We start from the raw sequence: 19,760 nt of genomic DNA on the forward strand, positions 1-19,760 counted from the left end.
CGATGCGCTGATGGAACTTTTAAGTAAAAATATCTGTTTTGATGGTGAACAAAGAATTTATCAAATTCAGTCAAATTATTTAAAAGGGGCAACGAAGTTTGCGACATATCTTCCGCCTCAAGCATTAAAAGGGCAGAAATGTCCTGCATTATTCTATTTAGCGGGACTGACCTGTACGGAAGAAACCTTTATTATCAAAGCGCATGCACAGCGCTTAGCATCTCAGCTTGGTCTAATTTTGATCGCACCAGATACATCACCTCGTGGTGAACAGGTTGCACAAGGCGATTCATGGGATTTGGGGCAGGGTGCGGGATTCTATCTCAATGCAACTCAAGCACCTTGGGCTGAACATTTTCAGATGGAAAGTTATATTGTAGATGAACTTTATCCATTGCTAATAAAAAGCTTACCGATTCAATCTGAAGCTGTGGGAATCTTTGGTCATAGTATGGGCGGGCATGGGGCATTAACACTGGCTTGGAAATATCCAAATTATTTTAAATCAGTATCAGCATTTGCCCCGATTTGTGCACCGACAGAATGCCCTTGGGGTGAAAAAGCCTTTTCACATTATTTAGGCGCTGATCAGTCTGAATGGGCAAAGCATGATGCGACCCAATTACTGCTTTCTAAAGGTCAGTTATTTGACGAAGTACTTATCGATCAAGGTATAAAAGATCAGTTTTATAGCCAATTGAACCCTGAGAAATACCAACAAGCCTGTCATAAAGTTGGGCAAAAACTCACATTAAGATTTCATGAAGGTTATGATCACGGTTATTATTTCATCCAAAGTTTTATTGATGACCATTTACAATTTCATGCCTTGCAACTACAGAAATAATTGAATCGTCTAACAAAAATTGGATTTTGAGTAAAAGTAAATCATTGTTTGCTTTTACTCTATTTCTTTCAGTGCAGAAAAAATATAAACTGCTTTTTGAGGTTTTTTATTTCATATCATTTTAGATTGTCATCAAATAATTTGAATAAAGAGAAGAATATGCAAGAACAAATACCGCCTCCATTTCCGAGTCATTTGAGTTTGGAAAAAGGCGCTACACCACCAGAAATACAGCAGCCCGCAGACCAGCAATATCCTAGAATTCATCGTTTTAAATTTCACGGTGATGCGATGGAATATTTTGGTATATGGATTGTGAATATCTTATTGACCATCATTACCTTAAGTTTGTACGCGCCTTGGGCGAAAGTACGTCGTTTACGTTATTTTTATGGCAATACTGAATTCTTTAAAAGACGTTTTGACTTTACTGGTATCCCCACCAAGATTTTAGTTGGACGTTTGATTGCATTGGGTATTTATGTCGCCTTTTCAATCTCCTCACAATATTCCATGATTGCGACGGTGGTTGGTTTAGTGGTGCTGTATGCAGCAGTACCATGGCTGATTCGGGCAACAATGCGCTTTACCGCAAGAAACAGTAAATTCGGCAACAGTCGCTTTTATTTTGCGGGAACCACAAAAGAATCCTATAAAGTCTTTTTTCTCAGTATCTTAATTTATATTTTTAGTTTAGGGATATTTGCTCCTGTTGCGATCTGGTTGTATAAAAAATACTACATCGATCATTTATATGCAGGGCAGTTGGATTTTAAATTGAATGCTGATTGGTCAGCTTATATGGCGGCAGTTTACATTCCAATTTTTATGTCTTTTGGAATCATGCTGGCATTTGGCATTATTTATTTCGGTATTATCGGTTTTATTGCAGGGTATACGCCAAACTTTTTTATCTTTGGTGTCTTTGCGATGTACGCTGTGGCAGGATTGTTTATTTATCCATTGATCGCAGCACGTATTTTTATTACCACATGGAACAATACAACGGTTGGAAGCAGTCAATTTAAAACAGATTGTAATCAATGGCGTTATGCATGGATTGTGGCATCAAATTGGCTGGTTAAAATATTAAGTATTGGTTTAATGTCTGCATGGGCGGCAATTCGTATTCACAAATATCAAGTTGATTCGATGAGTTTAATTTTGCATGATGATCCAGATCAAATGATGAATCTTGCACAGCAAGAGCAAAGTGCTTTAGCTGAAGAAATTAGTGACATCTTCGACATTGATGTTTCTTTATAATGATATGAGTTGAATAATTTATGTCACGACCAATAGAAGTCATTTTCTATGATGGTGTGGTGTCTAAACCACACCATGCCCAACTTTCCGCTCAATCTGAGTCCGAGGTATTGATTCAGTATGGTGAACGTTTAGAACATCAACGTCGTTATGCATATCGCGATATGGAGTTAATTGGCGCACTGGGGCAATTAAATCCAGCAATTGAGCTTAAAGATGATGCACGGATTGAATTTCAGGGGGCTTTACCAGAATGGTTTAATTTTGGGACTAAAAATGTTCAGCATTCGATCTGGAAATTAGAACGTTCTCCAAGTTTAATTGTATTCAGTATCATCTTTGTGGTGGCTTTTGTTTTTGCTTTAGTAAAATGGGGTGTTCCAGCAGCATCACATTATGTTGCTTTTCAGCTGCCTGAAAATAGTTTGAATAAATTAGGCGATGAAGCAGAAAAATATGTATTGAACAATTGGACTAATCCTAGTCATTTGGCACAGGGTCAAAAAGATCAAATTTCCAAGCAATATCTAAGTACTATCGCTGAAGGCAGACCAGCAAAATTGGTCTTCCGTGAAGGTGGGCGATTGGGCGCTAATGCAGTGGCTTTACCTAACAATACGATTATTATCACCGATGAACTGATTGAAATGGCGCATAGTGATCAAGAGATTTTAGGTGTATTGGCACATGAGCAAGGGCATTTGGTGGAACGGCATAGCTTACAACAAGGCTTGACCAGTTTGGGGTTGAGTGTGTTGTATATTGCCATGACGGGAGACAGCTCAGACCTATTGACCTCGTTACCTGCCGCGATGATTGGTGCAAATTATTCACGCAAATTTGAAGCTGAGGCGGATATGTATGCGCTGAAATTGATGGATCGTAAAGGCATTGAAGTGTCTCATTTTGCGAATTTCTTACAACGCTTAAGTGATGAAACTGCATTGGAAGAAAAACCAAAGCAGGCAGGCAAAACGGCTGAAGCTGATAAAAAAGCTGACCCAAATAAAAAACAACCTCAAAATGAGTCTAGTGAAAAAGAGAGCTCTTTAGAGATTTTTGATGCCTTGTCTTCACATCCTGCAACTGAAGAACGCATTAAAATGGTTCGTGATTTTGAGAAAAAACAACAGGCTAAACCTTAAACAGTATAGATAAGCGATGTTTATCTATAGATTGTGCAAGGTGGCGGTGACTGGATCTAGGGCTTAATGAAGCCCTTTATTTTTGTATTGTTCTCAAAAGATCAGATTATTCGTTAAAACCCATATCATCAAGTAATAGACAGTCGTTGATTCAACCAGATGATTGCTATGACCTGATAAATGAGCAAGATAAGTAAAACTGTTGCTTTTTAAAACAACCCAATAGGGTAAGTTTGTTATAATGGGAAAAATTTTTATCTTTGCCAGGTTGTTTCATGTCCAAGCCATATCTGATTGCACCTTCAATTTTATCTGCTGATTTTGCCCGTCTGGGTGAAGATGTGGAAAATGTATTGGCAGCTGGTGCAGATGTTGTCCATTTTGATGTCATGGATAACCACTATGTGCCAAACCTAACTTTTGGTGCGGGTATATGTAAGGCATTAAAGAAATATGGGATCAAAGCCCCGATTGATGTGCATCTTATGGTTTCACCTGTTGATCGTATGATTGGTGATTTCTTAGAAGCAGGCGCAGATATTATTACTTTTCATCCTGAAGCAACGCATCATATCGACCGTTCATTGCAATTGATTAAAGATGGTGGTGCTAAAGCAGGTTTGGTGTTTAATCCAGCAACACCTTTGCATTATCTCGACTATGTTTTAGATAAAGTAGATCAAGTGCTTTTAATGAGTGTAAACCCTGGCTTTGGCGGACAAAAATTTATTCCTACCACTTTGGATAAATTACGTGAGGCGCGTAAAATTATTGATGCTTCAGGTCGTGACATTCGTTTAGAAATTGATGGCGGTGTTGGCCCAGCAAATATCCGTGAAATTGCTGAAGCAGGAGCTGATATGTTTGTTGCTGGTTCGGCGATTTTTAGTAAACCTGATTATCAAGCTGTGATTAACGAAATGCGTGCTGAATTAGCAAAAGTTGGACAAGTTTCGGCTTAAACTTTTCCACAAATGTATTGTGTGAATTGTGGATAACTTTGATGATAACTATATGGATAACCATGTTGATAAGCATATGGATAAGCTGGGTATAGATTAATCAAAGCGTGATCAATCGTTTATCATACATGCAATTTCTGTTTAAAAAGAGCCCAAATGGGCTCTTTTGTTATAAAAATCATCCGCTATTCATCGATTTAATTATTCATTTTTTATTCAAAGTGCAGTTGATGCAAAATTATTCAGTGATATTGGCAATCTTTCCGCACGATATTTGCCAAACTCGTCATTATTGGCTATGCTCTTAGCTTCATCATAGATTAAAACATAGGTTTTAGTTTTGTTTAGACAACTGCACAAACGGCTTTGGTTTGTTTGTCTTATGGTTTTTGCCATAGGCTGGAGCAGTGTGTCTATTGCATCTGTAAATGTGATGCAACATGAGCAAATGATGAATTCATCACTTTTAGATGAACATCAATCGATAATGAAAAACAGTGCTGTACAAGAAATGAAACAACACTGTGCCGATATACAACAAAAACAAAATGATCAAAACTCGCATCTCAATCATGAGCAACAGCTGCAAAATCTAAAAGATTGCCATAATCAACAGGTTCAATCTCAAGATACGCAGCAGAGCAAATGCCCAGATTGTGCTGCATTCTCATGCCAATCTTCAGTGGTTTGGTTCAATCCTGATATTCCCAAATTGATTGCACCCGATCATCTGCACAATACTCAAGCCTATCAAATCAATTACCAAGCTCAGCACCTCGCAGGGCATTGGCAAGAAATCTTACGTCCTCCAAAAGCTTAATCTGATTTTAGACACTTTTTTATTCAAAGTTGCTTGTTAAAATTTAGGTTAAGTTATGTTTATTCAGTTATCTCAAAAGCGATTAGCTCAAAGCTTGGTTGCGACATTGTGCTTGGTTTCCTCAACTTGGGGAATTGCCGCAATCAAAGAATATCAACTCAGCATTGATGAAGGAATCGTCAATGTAACAGGTAAACCGGTAAAACGAATTACTGTAAATGGCCAGTTTCCCGCACCACTTTTAGAATTTGAAGAAGGTGATGAAGCGGTGATTCGAGTTAAAAATAATTTAAAGAATCAGGATTCATCGATCCATTGGCATGGCCTATTATTGCCCGGCATTATGGATGGTGTACCTGGCTTTAATGGTTATAACGGGATCAAACCCAACGAAGAATTTATCTATAAGTTCAAAGTTCGTCAGAGTGGAACCTATTGGTATCATGCCCATTCGAAAGGCCAAGAACAGGATGGTTTATATGGTTCGTTAGTGATTTATCCAAAGAATAAAAAACCGCTGGCAGCGCATGAACGCACAGATCGTGATTATGTGGTGATGTTGTCGGATTTTCATGAGCAAACCAGTGACCAGATCCAAAAAAATCTAAAGGTTTCCGCAGAATATTATCAAAATCGACGTGAAACCTTAGGGGATCTTTGGAAACAGTTACAACGTGATGGTCTAAAAGCAACGTGGTCTGATCGCAAAATGTGGAATCAGATGCGTATGTTAAAAACAGATATGTCAGATGTGACAGGTTATACCTTTCTTGTAAACGGAAAAACCCTTGAACAAAATTGGACAGGTCTGTTTAAGCCAAATGAAAAAGTTCGACTGCGCTTTGTGAATGCATCAGCAATGTCGTTCTTTGATGTACGTATCCCTCAGCTAAAAATGACAGTGGTCAGTGCCGATGGGCAGCCTCTAAAGCCAGTGGCTGTGGATGAATTTCGTATAGGTACTGCTGAAACCTATGATGTGATTGTTGAACCTAAAACCAATCATTATCAGATTGAGGCGGAGTCTATTGACCGTTCAGGATTTGCGATTGGAACACTCCACAATGAATTAACAACAAAAAGTGCTGCTATTCATATGCCTGCTGCTCGTCCACGTGCTGTGCTGACTATGGAAGATATGGGAGGTCATGGTGGCGGAGGGATGGATCACTCCAAGATGAGTATGGGTGATATGTCAGGCATGGATCATTCAAAAATGAATGCTGACGATATGCAGGGTATGGATCATTCAAAAATGAATGCTAACGATATGCAAGGCATGGACCATTCAAAAATGAATGCCAACGATATGCAAGGCATGGACCATTCAAAAATGAATGCCAACGATATGCAAGGCACGGACCATTCAAAAATGAATGTCAACGATATGCAGGGTATGGATCATTCAAAAATGAATGCGGATGATACGCAAGCTATGGATCATTCACAGCATCGCAATTCATCGGCAGCGCAAAAAAATGACCAAGTGGTTTATGGTTGGGCAAATGCCTCGACACCGCAAGGAGATAAAGCACTGCAATACAGTGATTTAAAATCACTAACCCCACAACCTGATACTCGGGATGCCACCAGTGAATTGGTGATTCGCTTAGGCGGAACCATGGAACGTTATGTTTGGACGATTAATGGTAAAAAATTCAGTGATGCTGAACCACTCAAAGTGAAATACGGCGAACGTATTCGAATTAAATTTATCAATGACAGTATGATGGCGCATCCAATGCATTTACATGGCATGTTTATGCAACTGGAAAATGGTCAGCCTGCTGTGGATATGCCTAATAAACACACCATTGTTGTACCACCTGCAAAAACAGTTACAGCATTATTAACCGCTGATGAATTGGGTGAATGGGCAATCCATTGTCATTTGCTCTACCACATGAGTGCAGGGATGATGAATAAATTGATTGTTGCCAATGTGAGTGATGGCAAAGTGTCCACCCAGCCAGTTCAAACAACAAATACCACTCAAAAGGCTGAAGTGAAAGGAGACGAACATGCAAATCATTAATCTTTTTTCTAAATCAGTTCTGGCAAGTTCATTACTTATGCTGAGTGGTTTGGCTTTGGCCCATGAAGGGCATCAGATGCAAAGTGATGCGAGTATTGCGACAGACCCAACTGTAGTGACTGATCGTTCAAGCATGGATCATTCAAAAATGAATCAGTTGGATGAGCAAAGCAATGCTGTAGATCATACACAACATCAAGCGCTTACAACCACTACGGGAGAGGAAAGCATAGCTTCACATAGTACCCATGATCATCGTAAAGAACATGGTGCGCAGGTTTATCAGCGAGTGACTATTGATAATGCTTGGATGCTGGATGAAGATGGAAAAGGTACTTTAGATTCATCTTTAGAGTTACGCATAGGTACTGATGAAAATAAGTTATTCATTAAAGGGAGCTCCAGTAAGGCTGAATCAGACAAAATAGAATATGATCTAAGTGCCCTCTATAGCCGTAACATTGCTGATTTTTGGGATGTACAGGCGGGTGTGCGTTACAGTGATAATCCTGAACGAACCACTGATCAGGAACGTGTAGATGCGGCTTTGGGTTTACACGGCTTGGCGCAGTACTTTTTTGAAACAGATGCTTATCTGTATTTCGGACAGGACAGTCGGGTTGCATTTAGCCTAGAAACTGAACGTGATTTATTATTGACACAAAAGCTGATTTTAAAGCCTTATTTAGATTTAAATGTGGTCTTTAGCGATGATTCACGCTATGCCCAAAAAACAGGCCTAAACAGTATTAAAACAGGTTTAGAAACCCGTTATGAAATCACAAAAAAGGTGATGCCTTATGTAAGTGTGGCCTATGCATATTCTAAAGGTAACAAAGAGACAGCATGGCAAACTGCAACTAACTCCGAATCAGGTTGGTTATATGGTGCAGGTCTGCGTTTTAGATTCTAAGCTTTCGTTTTTCGTATAAAGCAAAAGGTCACTTCTTTGGGAGTGACCTTTTACGTTTCTGCAATGCCAGCAACACGTTCAAGCTGGTTATTTACAAATTTAAATTCCATTCCATGCTCTGTATCTAAATCATAGTGAATAGAGAGGGTTAAGGTATCGGGTGTACTCACACGCAAATTTAACATGGTCTGTATATAAGGATTATGAGATCCCACATCCTGAATATTCAATGCAGCCTCACCTGATTTTTCTGGATTTTCATAATAATGTGCATAAAGCTTTTGATAGCGTTCAAAAGCATGTTGCTGAATGGTCTGAATATGTTGTTCAATACTATTGATAAATAATTGGTAGGTTTTTGCAAAAGCGTTGAGTTGATGAAGATTGGGCGCTTCTTCGATTTCATCGCCATCTTCATCAAACTCTTCCCCTAAGAAAATCTCCCGATCAGCATTTTGATTAAAAAAACAATGTGAAAAAAATGTTTCTGAACTAAACCCAGCCCAGCTCGGGTGGATATCACCCCAATAATCATGTTTCATGGTTTTGATTCCTGATTTTTATATTTAGCATGCTTGATCATAAAGTAAGCCTCATGAAAAAAAATTATTCGAAATGTAAAAAAGGTCAAATTTTGTAAATTTTAATAAATTCCTCAACATGAGTTGATATAATTAGCGTTCTTCAGGAGGAACGACCTCCCTCAATTTGAGAAAAATCGTCAGGACGGCCTGATTCTAATTTAAATTTGGAGCTGGTCATGGCTTGGGTTTTTCTTATTTTCGCAGGTATCTTTGAAATCGTTTGGGCATATAGCATGAAATTGTCCGAAGGTTTTACAAAGCTTACACCAAGTATTGTCACCTTATTTTTCATGATTTTAAGCTTTGGTCTATTGGCATATGCGATGCGTACTTTGCCATTGGGAACTGCTTATACCATTTGGACTGGGATTGGAGCGATAGGCTCATTCTTGGTTGGTATTTTTATTTTGGGTGAACCTGCAACAGCAATGCGTATGTTCGCTGCTGTACTGATTGTTTCTGGCTTAGTTTTAATGAAACTTTCTTCGTCTTAATTTATTGAAATGTTTAAGTGCTATTTCTGTAGGAGGTAGCACTTTTTTTATGTGTAGTTCATGGTGTAATCAATAGTGGAAACACCCAATAGAAAATGGTGAATGTGTAATGGCATGGGTTTTATTGGCAGTTGCGGGTGTGCTTGAGGTGGTTTGGGCATATTTTATGAAGGTGTCTGATGGGTTTACCAAGCTGACACCGAGTATCTTGACCATCATCTTTATGATTGCAAGTTTTGCATTACTTTCTTATGCAATGAAAACATTACCACTTGGAACAGCTTATACCGTGTGGACAGGGATTGGTGCGATTGGTTCTTTTGCCGTCGGAATTTTCTTTTTAGGTGAAGCAGCTTCAGCGATGCGGATGTTGGCTGCTGTATTGATTATTTCAGGTCTTATTTTGATGAAATTATCTTCAAGCTAAGTTAAGCTGTTGGTGAGTTGGAAAGGGAATAAGGACATGCAACTTTCATTTATGGAAATGAGCTCCCCAGTCGGGATATTAAAATTAGTCGCCCACGATCATGCCTTGGTTGCAGTACTTTGGGAAAATGAAAATCCTAAACGGGTTCGTTTGGCTGAATTAATTAAAAACAATACACATCCAGTTTTGTTGGAGACGGCGAAACAATTGAATGAATATTTTCAAGGAAAAAGAACCCAGTTTGATTTACCGCTAGATTTTGCGGGGACTGAGTTTCAGCAGAAAGTTTGGCAAGCTTTATTGACGATTCCATTTGGTGAAACGCGGAGCTATAAAGAGATCGCAGAACAGATTGGAAATGTCAAAGCAGTTCGGGCAGTGGGCGCAGCGAATGGTAAAAATCCGATCTCTATTATTGCGCCATGTCATCGTGTGGTCGGGGCTGATGGTAAATTAGTGGGTTTTGCGGGTGGGTTGGATAATAAGGATATTCTTTTAAAAATTGAACAAGTGCCATAGACTCAACGCTATTCATTATTACATTACAATTTAAAATGATTGCACAAATTTTTGCACCATTGTTATCAAATCTAGGTTGGATCGTTTTACTTTTGGTTGCGATTACGCTGGTTAAATTATTTAAGCCCTTTTTAAAAGGGAAAATAGGTGAATTTGCTGTCAGCACCCATGTAAAACTCTATTTAGACAAAGAAAATTATATTTTATTGAATGATTGTACGCTGCCTGATGAGCAAAATCAGACCACCCAAATAGATCATATTTTATTAAGTCCTTATGGTATTTTTGTCATTGAAACAAAGAATTATAAAGGTTGGATATTTGGTGGCGAGCGTCAAAAGATTTGGACACAAAAGATTTATAAAAAGAGCTATAAGTTCCAAAATCCATTACATCAAAATTATAAGCACCAAAAAGTTTTAGAAAGTGTGCTTACAGATATTGTTGATTCCACTCAGATCCATTCAATCGTGGTTTTTATGCCTGATTGCGAATTTAAAACCCAAATGCCAAACAATGTCTTTCGTGGTGCAGGTTGGACAGATTATGTCAAACAATTTAAGCAAATCAACATTTCTCCAATGAAATTAAAACGTATTCAGTATCGTCTAGAGAAAGAAATTTTAGAAAAGTCGTGGAAAACCAATCGCCAACATATACAAAGCCTTAAAGATAAATATACTGAGAAATGAACATATTACTCATAATCAACATCATACTGATTAAATTATATTTTTGTATGATTGGATCCGTATCCTGTAACTGTGGCATTAAGATCAGCAGAGGATGGGGGGAAAATCACTCATCCGCAGCTTTAGACTTTAACCATTTCCATTGCCCATTTTTAAATTGGTAAGTGTCGATCCACCATCTTGCACCACCTCGACATGAGCTGGTCATTTGTTTCTTCTGGGTAATCAGTTTGAGATCCATTAATCCAGAACATTGTGCATGGCTAAAATCAAATTTTTCTTGGTCCAACACTTGATAATCTTTACTTTTAGGTCGATAGAGAAAAATATCAAAAATAGAATAAACCCCCATTCCCATATCAGGTGTAGACACAGCAATATCGGTATATCCATCAAAATTATAGTCTTGAAAATGAATCTGTCGTTTTCGTTCAAATGGTAATTCTGCAAGATCAAATGCTTGCTGTTTAGCCGCTGTTTGAATGATGAGTTGACCTGATTCGTCATCGCCATCTTTAAAAATAAAATGGGTTTTTTGCCCATTCACTACATCGTTAATATTGCGATTTAAAGTTTGTTGTTGTGGTTGAGCAAATGCGAAAGGGGTTAAAAGTAAACTTGATAACATTATTGTCGTGAGTGTTTTATGCATTGTTATTCTCGTTGTCATTCTCATTGTTTTAGGGGATTTCCAAGTTTCAGCTGTTTAGTGAAACTTGGATGCTATTTTCAAAAGTGCAGAGCAATGTTCAGCATTTAAAAGCGCTTTGGAATTTTTTGGCCACCTTCAATCGGCGTTTCGGCATTTTTTAATACACCAAATAACCATGTTTCAGCATATTGTACCGCGATTTTAAGCGGATCTCCTAGTGCTAAACGTCCTGCAATAAAGCTTGCCAATGAACAACCTGAACCATGGTATTCACCTTCTAAACGGGGACATTTAGATTCAGCGATCATTTCACCATTCACATACAAGGCGTTGCGAATATAGTCAGGGGTATCTTCATGCCCACCTTTTACCAGAACAGCTTGTGCACCCATTTCAAACAGCTTGGCTGTGGCTTTTTCTATGTCTTGTTCTGCTGTTAAGGCACGTAATTCCACAGTATTTGGGGTAATGATTGTTGCCAGAGGAATCAGTTCGATAAAGGCTTTAACCAAGGTCTCTTGATTACCCAGTGAACCACCACTATTTGCCACTAAAACAGGATCAAGTACATATAGATAATCTGGATGTTCACGTAAAAACTCAGCCAGCGCAGCAATATTATCTGTCGTCCCTAACATCCCCGATTTGATGGCTTTAATAGGTAAATCACCGACAACGGCATTGGCCTGAGCAAGCAGTAGTTCTTTGGAGCTGGCTTCAAAACCAAAAACTTGTTGAGAGTTTTGAATGGTTAATGCTGTACAAGCAATTGCCGCATGTGCGCCACTTTGACCAATCGCTTCAATATCAGCCTGTATACCAGCACCACCAGAAGGGTCTAGACCTGAAAAACAAAGTACAGTAGGGCGCACGATGATGTCCTTAATTCACAAATTTACGTTAGTATAGGCAAGTTTACGAGAACACTCGATAGTAATTTGATAATTGTTTCAAACACAGATTTAAAGGATTGGATGGTGATAAAGAATATTTTAATTGATCTCGATGGCACATTAACCGACCCAAAAGTAGGCATTACGACATCTGCACGTTATGGACTTGCAAAGGTTGGGCATCCGATTCCTGACAGGGAAAATATCGACTGGATTATTGGTCCACCGTTAAAGGCATCATTGGCAAAGCTACTTAATGTTGAAGCAAATAATATTTTAGCTGAACAAGCTTTATTGGGTTATCGTGAACGTTTTGCTGTAACAGGCTTATTTGAAAACCATGTTTTTGATGATGTTGCACAAACCTTGCAAGCCTTAAAAAGTAAGGGCTATCGACTGTTTTTAGCTACTGCAAAACCTGAAGTTTATGCACGTCAAATCTTAGATCATTTTGATTTATTAAAATATTTTGATTATCCCTATGGCAGTGAGTTAAATGGCGAACGCACCAATAAAGGCGAGTTGATCACTTATATCCTTGAAAAAGAAAAGTTAAATCCAGAAGAGTGTTTGATGGTGGGAGACCGGGAACATGATATTTTTGGTGCACGTAAAAATGCGATTGAAACCATTGCGGTAGAGTATGGATATGGCTCAAAACAAGAATTGGACCAGGCAGCGCCGAAAACAAGAATTGCAAAGTTCTCTGAATTGTTAAACCTGCTCTAAATCTGCTTTTAGTTCAGACTTTTGAGATAATTCCAATTCACCTTAATCATCCCCAACATAGAGAAACCATACTCTGAGTTGGGGAGTACATGCAATTACATCGTTAGTAGTAATCACATATTTAAACAGGGGCTAAATCCCCAGTAATCTTTTAATGTCATTCACTCAATTGGGTAGAGATATTGCATGATGTGGAAGCATTAAACGCTTAAACCCATCACCGCTCAATTTACGATCCACTTGCAGTAAAACTTGGATCTAATGTGGAGAGATATTCAAATCTGCAATGCATCCCATTTCAGCCCATTTAAAGGTAAAAATGATGGAATTAACGCACATCCAAATACAATGATTCCTTAATTTCCTCCATCACTATATAGCTATGTGAAGAGGCTGAAGATGGAAGTTTTTTAAGTAAATCACCAAGTAAGCGTCGATAAGCGCTCATTTCTTTTAATCGGGCTTTGACTAAATAATCAAAATCTCCCGAAATAAGATGGCACTCTTGTACTTCTGGTATTTCCATTAAGTCCTTAGCCACTTGTTCAAACACATCACCAGACTTTGCAGATAAACTAATTTCAAGAAAAACCAATAAGTTACGATCAAGGTGTTTCGGGTTTAGGCGTGCATGATAGCCCATAATGATGCCATCTCGCTCCAAACGTTTGACACGTTCAGAACAAGGTGTGGTCGATAAACTGACCCGTGAAGCCAATTCGCTGATGGCAATTCGACCCTCATTTTGAAGAATATCTAAAATCATTCGATCTATACGGTCTAATTTACGCATCAATTATTCCCTTTTTTTTAATCATTTTTCACGACAATAAATTAAAACACCTAAATTTTAGCATTAAAAATAGTGAAATAAACTATTGAACCAAAAATATACTAGTGAAATAAACTAGTAAATGCATAAAGGATAAGAAATGCGTGTAATAGTATTAGGTAGTGGTGTGATTGGCGTAGCAAGTGCATATTACCTCGCGCAGCAAGGAGCACAAGTTACAGTTTTAGACCGTCAAGCTGGTCCAGCTGAAGAAACCAGCTTTGGTAATGCAGGTCAAATTTCTCCAGGATATTCGACACCGTGGGCTGCACCCGGTATTCCGTTTAAAGCGGTTAAGTGGATGTTTCAACATCATGCACCACTTGCGATTAATATCGATGGCAGTATGTGGCAGTTACAGTGGATGGCGCAAATGCTTAAAAACTGTAACTCAGAAAGTTATGCGATCAACAAAGAACGTATGACCCGTGTAGCAGAATATAGCCGAGACTGTTTAAGAGAACTGCGTAAAGATACTGGCATTGAATACGAAAACCGTTCAAAAGGCACATTGCAAGTTTTCCGTAATGAAGCTCAATTAGAAATGGTTCAGCGTGATATTGCTGTACTTAAAGAATGTGGTGTTCCACATGAGTTATTGCTTAAAGATGATCTTGCTAAAGTAGAACCAGCACTTGAACATGCCAAAGATAAATTGGTCGGTGGTTTACATCTTCCAAATGATGAAACGGGCGACTGCTATTTATTTACCAATGCTTTAGCTAATTTAGCCAAAGGTTTAGGTGTCGAGTTTAAATTCAACCAAAATGTTGAAAGATTGGTGGTTGAAGGTGATGAAATCAAAGGTGTTATGGTCAATGGTGAAGTGTTAACTGCTGATCGCTATGTATTGGCTTTTGGTAGCTATTCACGTGATTTCTTAAAGCCGCTGGAATTAAATTTACCAGTTTACCCAGTGAAGGGTTATTCTTTAACCATTCCAATTGTTGATCCAACATTTGCACCACAATCTACAGTTTTGGATGAAACCTATAAAATCGCGATTACTCGTTTTGATCAACGTATTCGTGTTGGTGGAATGGCAGAATTAAGCGGTTTTAATCATGGTTTAAATGCGGATCGCCGTGGCACATTGGAAATGGTGACCCAAGATTTATTCCCGGGTGGTGATTTGGCACAAGCATCATTTTGGACTGGTCTTCGCCCAATGACCCCAGACAGCACACCAATTATTGGCGCAACACGTTTTAAAAACTTATTCCTCAATACAGGGCATGGCACTTTAGGCTGGACAATGGCATGTGGTTCAGGAAAGTTGATTAGCGATCTGGTACTTAATCATCAAACCGATATCAGTACCGAAGGTTTATCTATTCAGCGTTATCCACACGCTGCTTAAGTGCCACTTTATTAAAACAGTGATAAATAAATTGTTTAGCGATAAATAATTTACAACGCCAATCCATATTCAGGGATGAATAAAATGCCTAGACCAATTACTGCCGTCATTCATCAGGATGCTTTGTTGCATAACCTGAATGTCGCCCGTCAATTTATGCCACAAAGTAAAGTTTTTACCGTGGTCAAGGCCAATGCTTATGGACACGGTATTGAACGTGTCTATGATGCATTCAAATCCGCAGATGGTTTTGCTTTGTTGGATATCGATGAAGCAAAACGCCTAAGAACATCGGGATGGACAGGTCCAATTCTGCTCTTAGAAGGCATTTTTTCAGCAGATGATTTATTGGATTGTGAAAAGTATCAATTAAGTTTTAGCTTGCATAATGAAGATCAAGTGAATTGGCTAGAACAATTTCAAAGCCAATCTCTCAAAGACAATCCAGCACAGACGCAATTCGATGTATTTTTAAAAATGAATACAGGAATGAATCGCCTTGGGTTTAAACCTGATGCGTATCGGGCAATGTGGCAAAGATTAAAGCAATTCGATGTGGTGAAATCTATCACGCATATGATGCATTTTTCAGATGCAGATGGTGAGCGTTTGGGGCAATCTGGGATTGCCTACCAGCAGGCTATTTTTGAACAAACCATTCAAGATTTAGACGGTGAGCGCTCAGTTTCAAATAGTGCGGCCATTCTCCGACATTCACAAGATTTACGTTCAGATTATATTCGTAGCGGGATTATGCTGTACGGCAGTTCTCCAGACTATCCAACACATTCAATTCAAGATTGGAATCTTAAACCAAGCATGAGTTTACGCAGTGAAATCATTGCAATTCAAGATTTACAGCCGAGTGAAACAGTGGGTTATGGATCTAAATTCACGGCAACCCAAGCCATGAAAATCGGTATTGTGGCATGTGGTTATGCAGATGGTTACCAACGTATTTCTATGGATGCACCAGTATTGGTTAATTCTGTACGAACCCAAACTATTGGTCGTGTCAGCATGGACATGTTAGCGGTTGATTTAACCCATATCCCAGATGCGCGAGTTGGAAGCGAAGTGGTACTTTGGGGACAGTCTTCAAATGGAACTGTACTGCCGATTGATGAAGTTGCAGCAAGTTCTGGAACCGTAGGTTATGAGCTCATGTGTGGTGTAACTGCACGGGTAAATTTTAAAATTTCAAAATAAGGACATCAACATGTCAAACAACGTTCAACACGCAGATATTCAAAAGCTCAACAGCAATCAAGTGATGAGTGCAGTCACCATTTTCAATAAAGTGGTGTATTTGTCTGGTCAAGTTCCTAAAAATACCCAACAGGATATTATTGGTCAAACTCAAGAAATCTTGGCAACGATTGATCAGTTATTGCTTGAGGCAAATACTGATAAATCACGTTTATTGTCTGCTCATGTCTACATCAAAAATTTAGATGATTTTGCAACTTTTAACACCATTTGGATTGATTGGTTAGAAGGCTGTGTTGCACCATCTCGTGCAACAATTCAAGCGGATTTGGTTAATCCAGATTGGTTGATTGAGATCGCAGTTATTGCGGCGCAGGCATAAATTAATCTCTTGTCATAAAGTAGAATTGATTATTGTCAATAATTAAAGCAGTATTTGCCCCGAATTAAAGCTGGTCACATGTAAACCATGTGGCCCAGTTCGCGTTAGGTAGAACAATAGAACGGGAATGTTCTTATGCCACAAGCGGGTTTTACCTCCAAAAAATTGTCAAAAAGGATATTTTTATGACAACTTCAAGCCATTCAGATGACGTACCATCGTCGCCAAATGAGCTACAACGGAAATTATCCAATCGTCACCTACAATTAATTGCGATTGGTGGTGCAATTGGTACAGGCTTATTTATGGGTTCAGGGAAAACCATTTCCCTTGCAGGCCCTTCAATTCTGATCATTTATATGATCATTGGTGCAATGTTCTTTTTCCTGATGCGCGCATTGGGTGAAATTTTACTTTCAAATCTGCACTACAAATCCTTTATTGATATGGCACATGACTTAATTGGACCGGGTGCTGGCTATTATATTGGCTGGTCATACTGGCTCGGTTGGATCTTAGTGGGTATTGCGGATTTGGCTGCAATTATCAATTATCTCAATTTTTGGCTTCCTGACGGAACCGCCTTTACCCCCATGGGACAAGCCTTAATTAGTGCTGGATGCGTACTCTTGGTATTGGGGATTAATCTCCTCACGGTAAAGTTGTTTGGTGAAATTGAGTTTTGGTTTGCTTTGATCAAAATTTTAGCCATTGTCGGATTGATTCTTATTGGTGGCTATATGGTGTTGAGCCATTTCCAAGCACCAACAGGTTCAGTTGCAAGCTTTAGCAATGTCTGGTCGCATGGTGGCATGTTCCCGAAAGGCGCAAGTGGCTTTTTAGCAGGTTTCCAAATTGCCTTGTTTGCTTTTGTCGGTGTCGAGCTGATCGGTACTATGGCGGCAGAAACCAAAGATCCTGAAAAGAACTTACCTAAAGCGGTCAATGCGATTCCGACCCGTATTATTTTGTTCTATGTATTGGCACTCTTTATCGTGATGTCGGTAACCCCTTGGAATGAAATTCCTGCGGATCAAAGTCCATTTGTCACATTGTTCCTACATGCTGGTATTGGTGCAGCGGCTGTGATTATGAACTTGGTGGTTTTATCCTCGGTAATGTCATCGATGAACAGTGGGGTATTTTCAACCAGTCGTATGTTGTTTGGATTGGCCAAAGAAGGGCAAGCACCGACGAAGTTGGCTGAGCTGTCTAAACGCGCCGTTCCTGCAAAAGGTTTGTTGTTCTCTTGTGGTTTTATTATGGCAGGTGCAGCACTACAATATTTTGTTCCAAATACCGTTGAAGCATTTACCTTAGCCAGTTCTTTATGTGTGATTTTATTCATTAGTATCTGGAGTATTATTATGGTGTGTTATATACGCTACCGTAAATTACGCCCAGAATTGCATGAGAAATCAAACTTTAAAATGCCGGGTGGTGTATGGATGTCTTATCTTGTTTTGATCTTCCTTGCCTTTACTTTGGTGATTTTAAGTCTTGAGCCTGATACTTTAAAAGCTTTAATCATCAGCCCATTGTGGGTCATTATTTTAGCGGTGACCTATCAAATGATGTATAAACCACGTATGAAAAAGCGTAATCAACAGCTTTAATGTTGAATATTCAATTGATCAGGAGATGGTGTTAGATCATCTCCTGAATAACTATGATATGAAAAATTTTGATATAAATTAAATTTAAAAATTAAACGCTTAGATTAAATATAAGATACTTAACTTTTTGGTTTTCCCCGTGATGGATTGCATAGATTCAATGTAAAATTTAACAAATTATTCAAAATAAAATACTGAAATAAAAATAAAAAACACGTTTAATAGCATCATTTACGCTAAACAACAGCATATATGCGCAATAACAAGATCGATCTCTTACGTGGAATTTCAATTTTATTGGTACTTCTCCACCATTTTAATATTCCTTATAAACTGCATGACACATTTCTCGGTATACAAATCTTTGGCGAAAGCTTAAGTACTTTAATTGCTCGCAATGGTAATTATGGTGTGACCTTATTTTTTGTGATTTCAGGTTTTTTAATCACCCAGCATACTTTACAAAGAAGTGGCACACTCGCGCAGATTAAACTCAAAGATTTCTATATTCGCCGTATTGCCCGAATTATGCCTTGTTTGGTCCTACTGGTGGTGCTGGTGACGGCACTGGGTGCAATGGGGTTAAAACCCTTTATCAATCAAGCGCCAAACGATATTGAAGTTTCTTACGGCTTAACTGTATTTTCTGCTTTTACCTTTTGGATGAATATCCTGATCATTGAAAATGGCTGGGTGAATTATGCACTTGGCGTGTTGTGGTCTTTATCTGTTGAGGAAGTCTTTTATTTAGTATTTCCGATTTTGTGTGTTGTATTAGGCCGTGGTAAAGGCTTTATTATATTTTTATTGGCAATCATCGTTTATGCACCTTATTTCCGTTCATTACATTTTGCCGAGGAAAGCGGGGCTTATCTTTATCATTACTTCTCAAGTTTTGATGGAATTGCGATGGGTTGCTTAACTGCTTTAATGACTCAGCGGATGAGTCAAAAAATACAGGTTTCAAGAATCGTGGTTCCAATCATTGTGGTATTGATGGTTACTGTTTATTTATATGCACCAATCAAAGAGGTTAGTACGTGGGGAATCAGCCTTTTTGCTCTATTGTCAGCAATGTTGATCTTCTGTTTTGCTCAGAACCCACATACTGAATCTCGCTCTATATTGTCAAAAGGTATAGCGTGGATTGGGCAACGTAGTTATGAAATGTACTTGTTTCATTTGATTATCTTGGGTTTATTTAAAGTTTTTTATTTTCCTAAAGAAACCTTAGCAAGTGAAAAATTAATGCTATTGCCAATTTATTTTATTGCTGTTTTTGTATTGAGTTGGGCCATTGAAAAGTATTACTCAACACCGATGAATGCAAAAATTAGAAATTGGCTAATTAAGCGCCATTGAACAAATCCTATACTTATTGAG

Annotated in this window: 21 protein-coding genes; 17 read left to right on the top strand and 4 right to left on the bottom strand. The window is 38.6% G+C overall.

The genetic code is table 11. The features are described from left to right. The first annotated feature begins 10 nt into the window (after positions 1–10). The 7 genes from fghA (at position 11) to ACQ7EO_RS03970 (ending at position 7,988) form a co-directional block, all read left to right on the top strand. Positions 11–847, top strand: a complete 837-nt coding sequence (fghA, locus tag ACQ7EO_RS03940; protein WP_004817613.1) for an S-formylglutathione hydrolase — start codon at positions 11–13, stop codon at positions 845–847. Between the two features lie 159 nt (positions 848–1,006). Continuing rightward, entirely contained in the window at positions 1,007–2,113 is a 1,107-nt protein-coding gene (locus ACQ7EO_RS03945; RefSeq protein WP_434278911.1) for a YjgN family protein, read from the top strand. A 20-nt stretch (positions 2,114–2,133) separates the two neighbouring features. Continuing rightward, a complete protein-coding gene (locus tag ACQ7EO_RS03950) occupies positions 2,134–3,258 on the top strand; it encodes a M48 family metallopeptidase (RefSeq protein ID WP_096735028.1) in 1,125 nt (374 codons plus the stop codon). 275 nt (positions 3,259–3,533) lie between these two features. After that, a complete protein-coding gene (gene rpe, locus ACQ7EO_RS03955; RefSeq protein WP_034613857.1) occupies positions 3,534–4,220 on the top strand; it encodes a ribulose-phosphate 3-epimerase in 687 nt (228 codons plus the stop codon). A 409-nt stretch (positions 4,221–4,629) separates the two neighbouring features. Next, on the top strand, positions 4,630–5,040 hold the full coding sequence (locus ACQ7EO_RS03960; protein ID WP_434278912.1) for a hypothetical protein: 411 nt from the start codon (positions 4,630–4,632) through the stop codon (positions 5,038–5,040). 55 nt (positions 5,041–5,095) lie between these two features. Next, positions 5,096–7,075: a multicopper oxidase domain-containing protein gene (locus ACQ7EO_RS03965; protein ID WP_434278913.1), complete on the top strand. Its 1,980-nt coding sequence runs from the start codon at positions 5,096–5,098 to the stop codon at positions 7,073–7,075. After that, positions 7,062–7,988: a copper resistance protein B gene (locus ACQ7EO_RS03970; RefSeq protein ID WP_434278914.1), complete on the top strand. Its 927-nt coding sequence runs from the start codon at positions 7,062–7,064 to the stop codon at positions 7,986–7,988. The genes ACQ7EO_RS03965 and ACQ7EO_RS03970 overlap by 14 nt, the downstream gene beginning before the upstream one ends. Positions 7,989–8,038: 50 nt before the next feature. Here ACQ7EO_RS03970 and ACQ7EO_RS03975 read toward each other — a convergent pair whose 3' ends face one another. Beyond that, the gene (locus ACQ7EO_RS03975; RefSeq protein ID WP_434278915.1) at positions 8,039–8,530 is read right to left on the bottom strand and encodes a DUF6985 domain-containing protein; all 492 of its coding nucleotides are present in this window, start codon (positions 8,528–8,530) and stop codon (positions 8,039–8,041) included. Positions 8,531–8,748: 218 nt separating this feature from the next. Here ACQ7EO_RS03975 and ACQ7EO_RS03980 point away from each other — a divergent pair, with 218 nt between their 5' ends. The 4 genes from ACQ7EO_RS03980 (at position 8,749) to ACQ7EO_RS03995 (ending at position 10,704) form a co-directional block, all read left to right on the top strand. Beyond that, positions 8,749–9,066 (top strand): DMT family transporter, encoded by a 318-nt coding sequence (locus ACQ7EO_RS03980; protein ID WP_004723678.1) that lies wholly within the window; start codon positions 8,749–8,751, stop codon positions 9,064–9,066. Between the two features lie 109 nt (positions 9,067–9,175). After that, the gene (locus tag ACQ7EO_RS03985) at positions 9,176–9,493 is read left to right on the top strand and encodes a DMT family transporter (protein WP_034617609.1); all 318 of its coding nucleotides are present in this window, start codon (positions 9,176–9,178) and stop codon (positions 9,491–9,493) included. Between the two features lie 36 nt (positions 9,494–9,529). After that, positions 9,530–10,012 carry a methylated-DNA--[protein]-cysteine S-methyltransferase gene (locus ACQ7EO_RS03990; protein ID WP_004723675.1) on the top strand — a complete coding sequence of 161 codons (483 nt, stop codon included), beginning with the start codon at positions 9,530–9,532 and terminating at the stop codon, positions 10,010–10,012. A gap of 35 nt (positions 10,013–10,047) precedes the next feature. Then, the gene (locus ACQ7EO_RS03995) at positions 10,048–10,704 is read left to right on the top strand and encodes a nuclease-related domain-containing protein (protein ID WP_004723674.1); all 657 of its coding nucleotides are present in this window, start codon (positions 10,048–10,050) and stop codon (positions 10,702–10,704) included. A 106-nt stretch (positions 10,705–10,810) separates the two neighbouring features. Here the strand turns inward: ACQ7EO_RS03995 and ACQ7EO_RS04000 are convergent, their stop codons facing one another. Both ACQ7EO_RS04000 and ACQ7EO_RS04005 read right to left on the bottom strand, forming a co-directional pair. Then, positions 10,811–11,356, bottom strand: a complete 546-nt coding sequence (locus ACQ7EO_RS04000) for an XAC2610-related protein (RefSeq protein WP_434278916.1) — start codon at positions 11,354–11,356, stop codon at positions 10,811–10,813. 104 nt (positions 11,357–11,460) lie between these two features. Further along, the gene (locus ACQ7EO_RS04005; RefSeq protein ID WP_434278917.1) at positions 11,461–12,228 is read right to left on the bottom strand and encodes a hydroxymethylpyrimidine/phosphomethylpyrimidine kinase; all 768 of its coding nucleotides are present in this window, start codon (positions 12,226–12,228) and stop codon (positions 11,461–11,463) included. 102 nt (positions 12,229–12,330) lie between these two features. Between ACQ7EO_RS04005 and ACQ7EO_RS04010 the strand changes: the two genes are divergently transcribed. Next, complete coding sequence (locus tag ACQ7EO_RS04010; RefSeq protein WP_434278918.1) at positions 12,331–12,978, top strand: HAD-IA family hydrolase; 648 nt, start codon at positions 12,331–12,333, stop codon at positions 12,976–12,978. Between the two features lie 328 nt (positions 12,979–13,306). Here ACQ7EO_RS04010 and ACQ7EO_RS04015 read toward each other — a convergent pair whose 3' ends face one another. Further along, positions 13,307–13,771, bottom strand: coding sequence for an Lrp/AsnC ligand binding domain-containing protein (locus ACQ7EO_RS04015; RefSeq protein WP_004723670.1), 465 nt, complete (start codon positions 13,769–13,771; stop codon positions 13,307–13,309). Positions 13,772–13,910: 139 nt separating this feature from the next. Between ACQ7EO_RS04015 and ACQ7EO_RS04020 the strand changes: the two genes are divergently transcribed. From ACQ7EO_RS04020 to ACQ7EO_RS04040, 5 genes are all read left to right on the top strand, one after another. Continuing rightward, entirely contained in the window at positions 13,911–15,170 is a 1,260-nt protein-coding gene (locus ACQ7EO_RS04020; RefSeq protein WP_434278919.1) for a D-amino acid dehydrogenase, read from the top strand. Positions 15,171–15,254: 84 nt separating this feature from the next. After that, positions 15,255–16,379, top strand: a complete 1,125-nt coding sequence (gene alr, locus ACQ7EO_RS04025; RefSeq protein WP_151956467.1) for an alanine racemase — start codon at positions 15,255–15,257, stop codon at positions 16,377–16,379. A gap of 10 nt (positions 16,380–16,389) precedes the next feature. Further along, positions 16,390–16,761, top strand: a complete 372-nt coding sequence (locus ACQ7EO_RS04030) for a RidA family protein (RefSeq protein WP_004723667.1) — start codon at positions 16,390–16,392, stop codon at positions 16,759–16,761. A gap of 185 nt (positions 16,762–16,946) precedes the next feature. After that, a complete protein-coding gene (locus ACQ7EO_RS04035; protein WP_004723666.1) occupies positions 16,947–18,377 on the top strand; it encodes an amino acid permease in 1,431 nt (476 codons plus the stop codon). 252 nt (positions 18,378–18,629) lie between these two features. Continuing rightward, positions 18,630–19,739, top strand: coding sequence for an acyltransferase family protein (locus ACQ7EO_RS04040; RefSeq protein ID WP_434278920.1), 1,110 nt, complete (start codon positions 18,630–18,632; stop codon positions 19,737–19,739). The last annotated feature ends 21 nt before the right edge of the window (positions 19,740–19,760 follow it).

The organism is Acinetobacter sp. CE-15 (genome assembly GCF_051059255.1).
In the GTDB taxonomy this organism is placed as follows: Bacteria; Pseudomonadota; Gammaproteobacteria; order Pseudomonadales; family Moraxellaceae; genus Acinetobacter; species Acinetobacter guillouiae.

Excerpts from the sequence above, each read along its gene's own strand:
- fghA (WP_004817613.1), top strand. The coding sequence starts at position 11 with ATGGAACTTTTAAGTAAAAATATCTGTTTTGATGGTGAACAAAGAATT.
- ACQ7EO_RS03945 (WP_434278911.1), top strand. The coding sequence starts at position 1,007 with ATGCAAGAACAAATACCGCCTCCATTTCCGAGTCATTTGAGTTTGGAA.
- ACQ7EO_RS03950 (WP_096735028.1), top strand. The coding sequence starts at position 2,134 with ATGTCACGACCAATAGAAGTCATTTTCTATGATGGTGTGGTGTCTAAA.
- rpe (WP_034613857.1), top strand. The coding sequence starts at position 3,534 with ATGTCCAAGCCATATCTGATTGCACCTTCAATTTTATCTGCTGATTTT.
- ACQ7EO_RS03965 (WP_434278913.1), top strand. The coding sequence starts at position 5,096 with ATGTTTATTCAGTTATCTCAAAAGCGATTAGCTCAAAGCTTGGTTGCG.
- ACQ7EO_RS03970 (WP_434278914.1), top strand. The coding sequence starts at position 7,062 with ATGCAAATCATTAATCTTTTTTCTAAATCAGTTCTGGCAAGTTCATTA.
- ACQ7EO_RS03975 (WP_434278915.1), bottom strand. The coding sequence starts at position 8,530 with ATGAAACATGATTATTGGGGTGATATCCACCCGAGCTGGGCTGGGTTT.
- ACQ7EO_RS03980 (WP_004723678.1), top strand. The coding sequence starts at position 8,749 with ATGGCTTGGGTTTTTCTTATTTTCGCAGGTATCTTTGAAATCGTTTGG.
- ACQ7EO_RS03985 (WP_034617609.1), top strand. The coding sequence starts at position 9,176 with ATGGCATGGGTTTTATTGGCAGTTGCGGGTGTGCTTGAGGTGGTTTGG.
- ACQ7EO_RS03990 (WP_004723675.1), top strand. The coding sequence starts at position 9,530 with ATGCAACTTTCATTTATGGAAATGAGCTCCCCAGTCGGGATATTAAAA.
- ACQ7EO_RS03995 (WP_004723674.1), top strand. The coding sequence starts at position 10,048 with ATGATTGCACAAATTTTTGCACCATTGTTATCAAATCTAGGTTGGATC.
- ACQ7EO_RS04000 (WP_434278916.1), bottom strand. The coding sequence starts at position 11,356 with ATGCATAAAACACTCACGACAATAATGTTATCAAGTTTACTTTTAACC.
- ACQ7EO_RS04010 (WP_434278918.1), top strand. The coding sequence starts at position 12,331 with ATGGTGATAAAGAATATTTTAATTGATCTCGATGGCACATTAACCGAC.
- ACQ7EO_RS04015 (WP_004723670.1), bottom strand. The coding sequence starts at position 13,771 with ATGCGTAAATTAGACCGTATAGATCGAATGATTTTAGATATTCTTCAA.
- ACQ7EO_RS04020 (WP_434278919.1), top strand. The coding sequence starts at position 13,911 with ATGCGTGTAATAGTATTAGGTAGTGGTGTGATTGGCGTAGCAAGTGCA.
- alr (WP_151956467.1), top strand. The coding sequence starts at position 15,255 with ATGCCTAGACCAATTACTGCCGTCATTCATCAGGATGCTTTGTTGCAT.
- ACQ7EO_RS04030 (WP_004723667.1), top strand. The coding sequence starts at position 16,390 with ATGTCAAACAACGTTCAACACGCAGATATTCAAAAGCTCAACAGCAAT.
- ACQ7EO_RS04035 (WP_004723666.1), top strand. The coding sequence starts at position 16,947 with ATGACAACTTCAAGCCATTCAGATGACGTACCATCGTCGCCAAATGAG.
- ACQ7EO_RS04040 (WP_434278920.1), top strand. The coding sequence starts at position 18,630 with ATGCGCAATAACAAGATCGATCTCTTACGTGGAATTTCAATTTTATTG.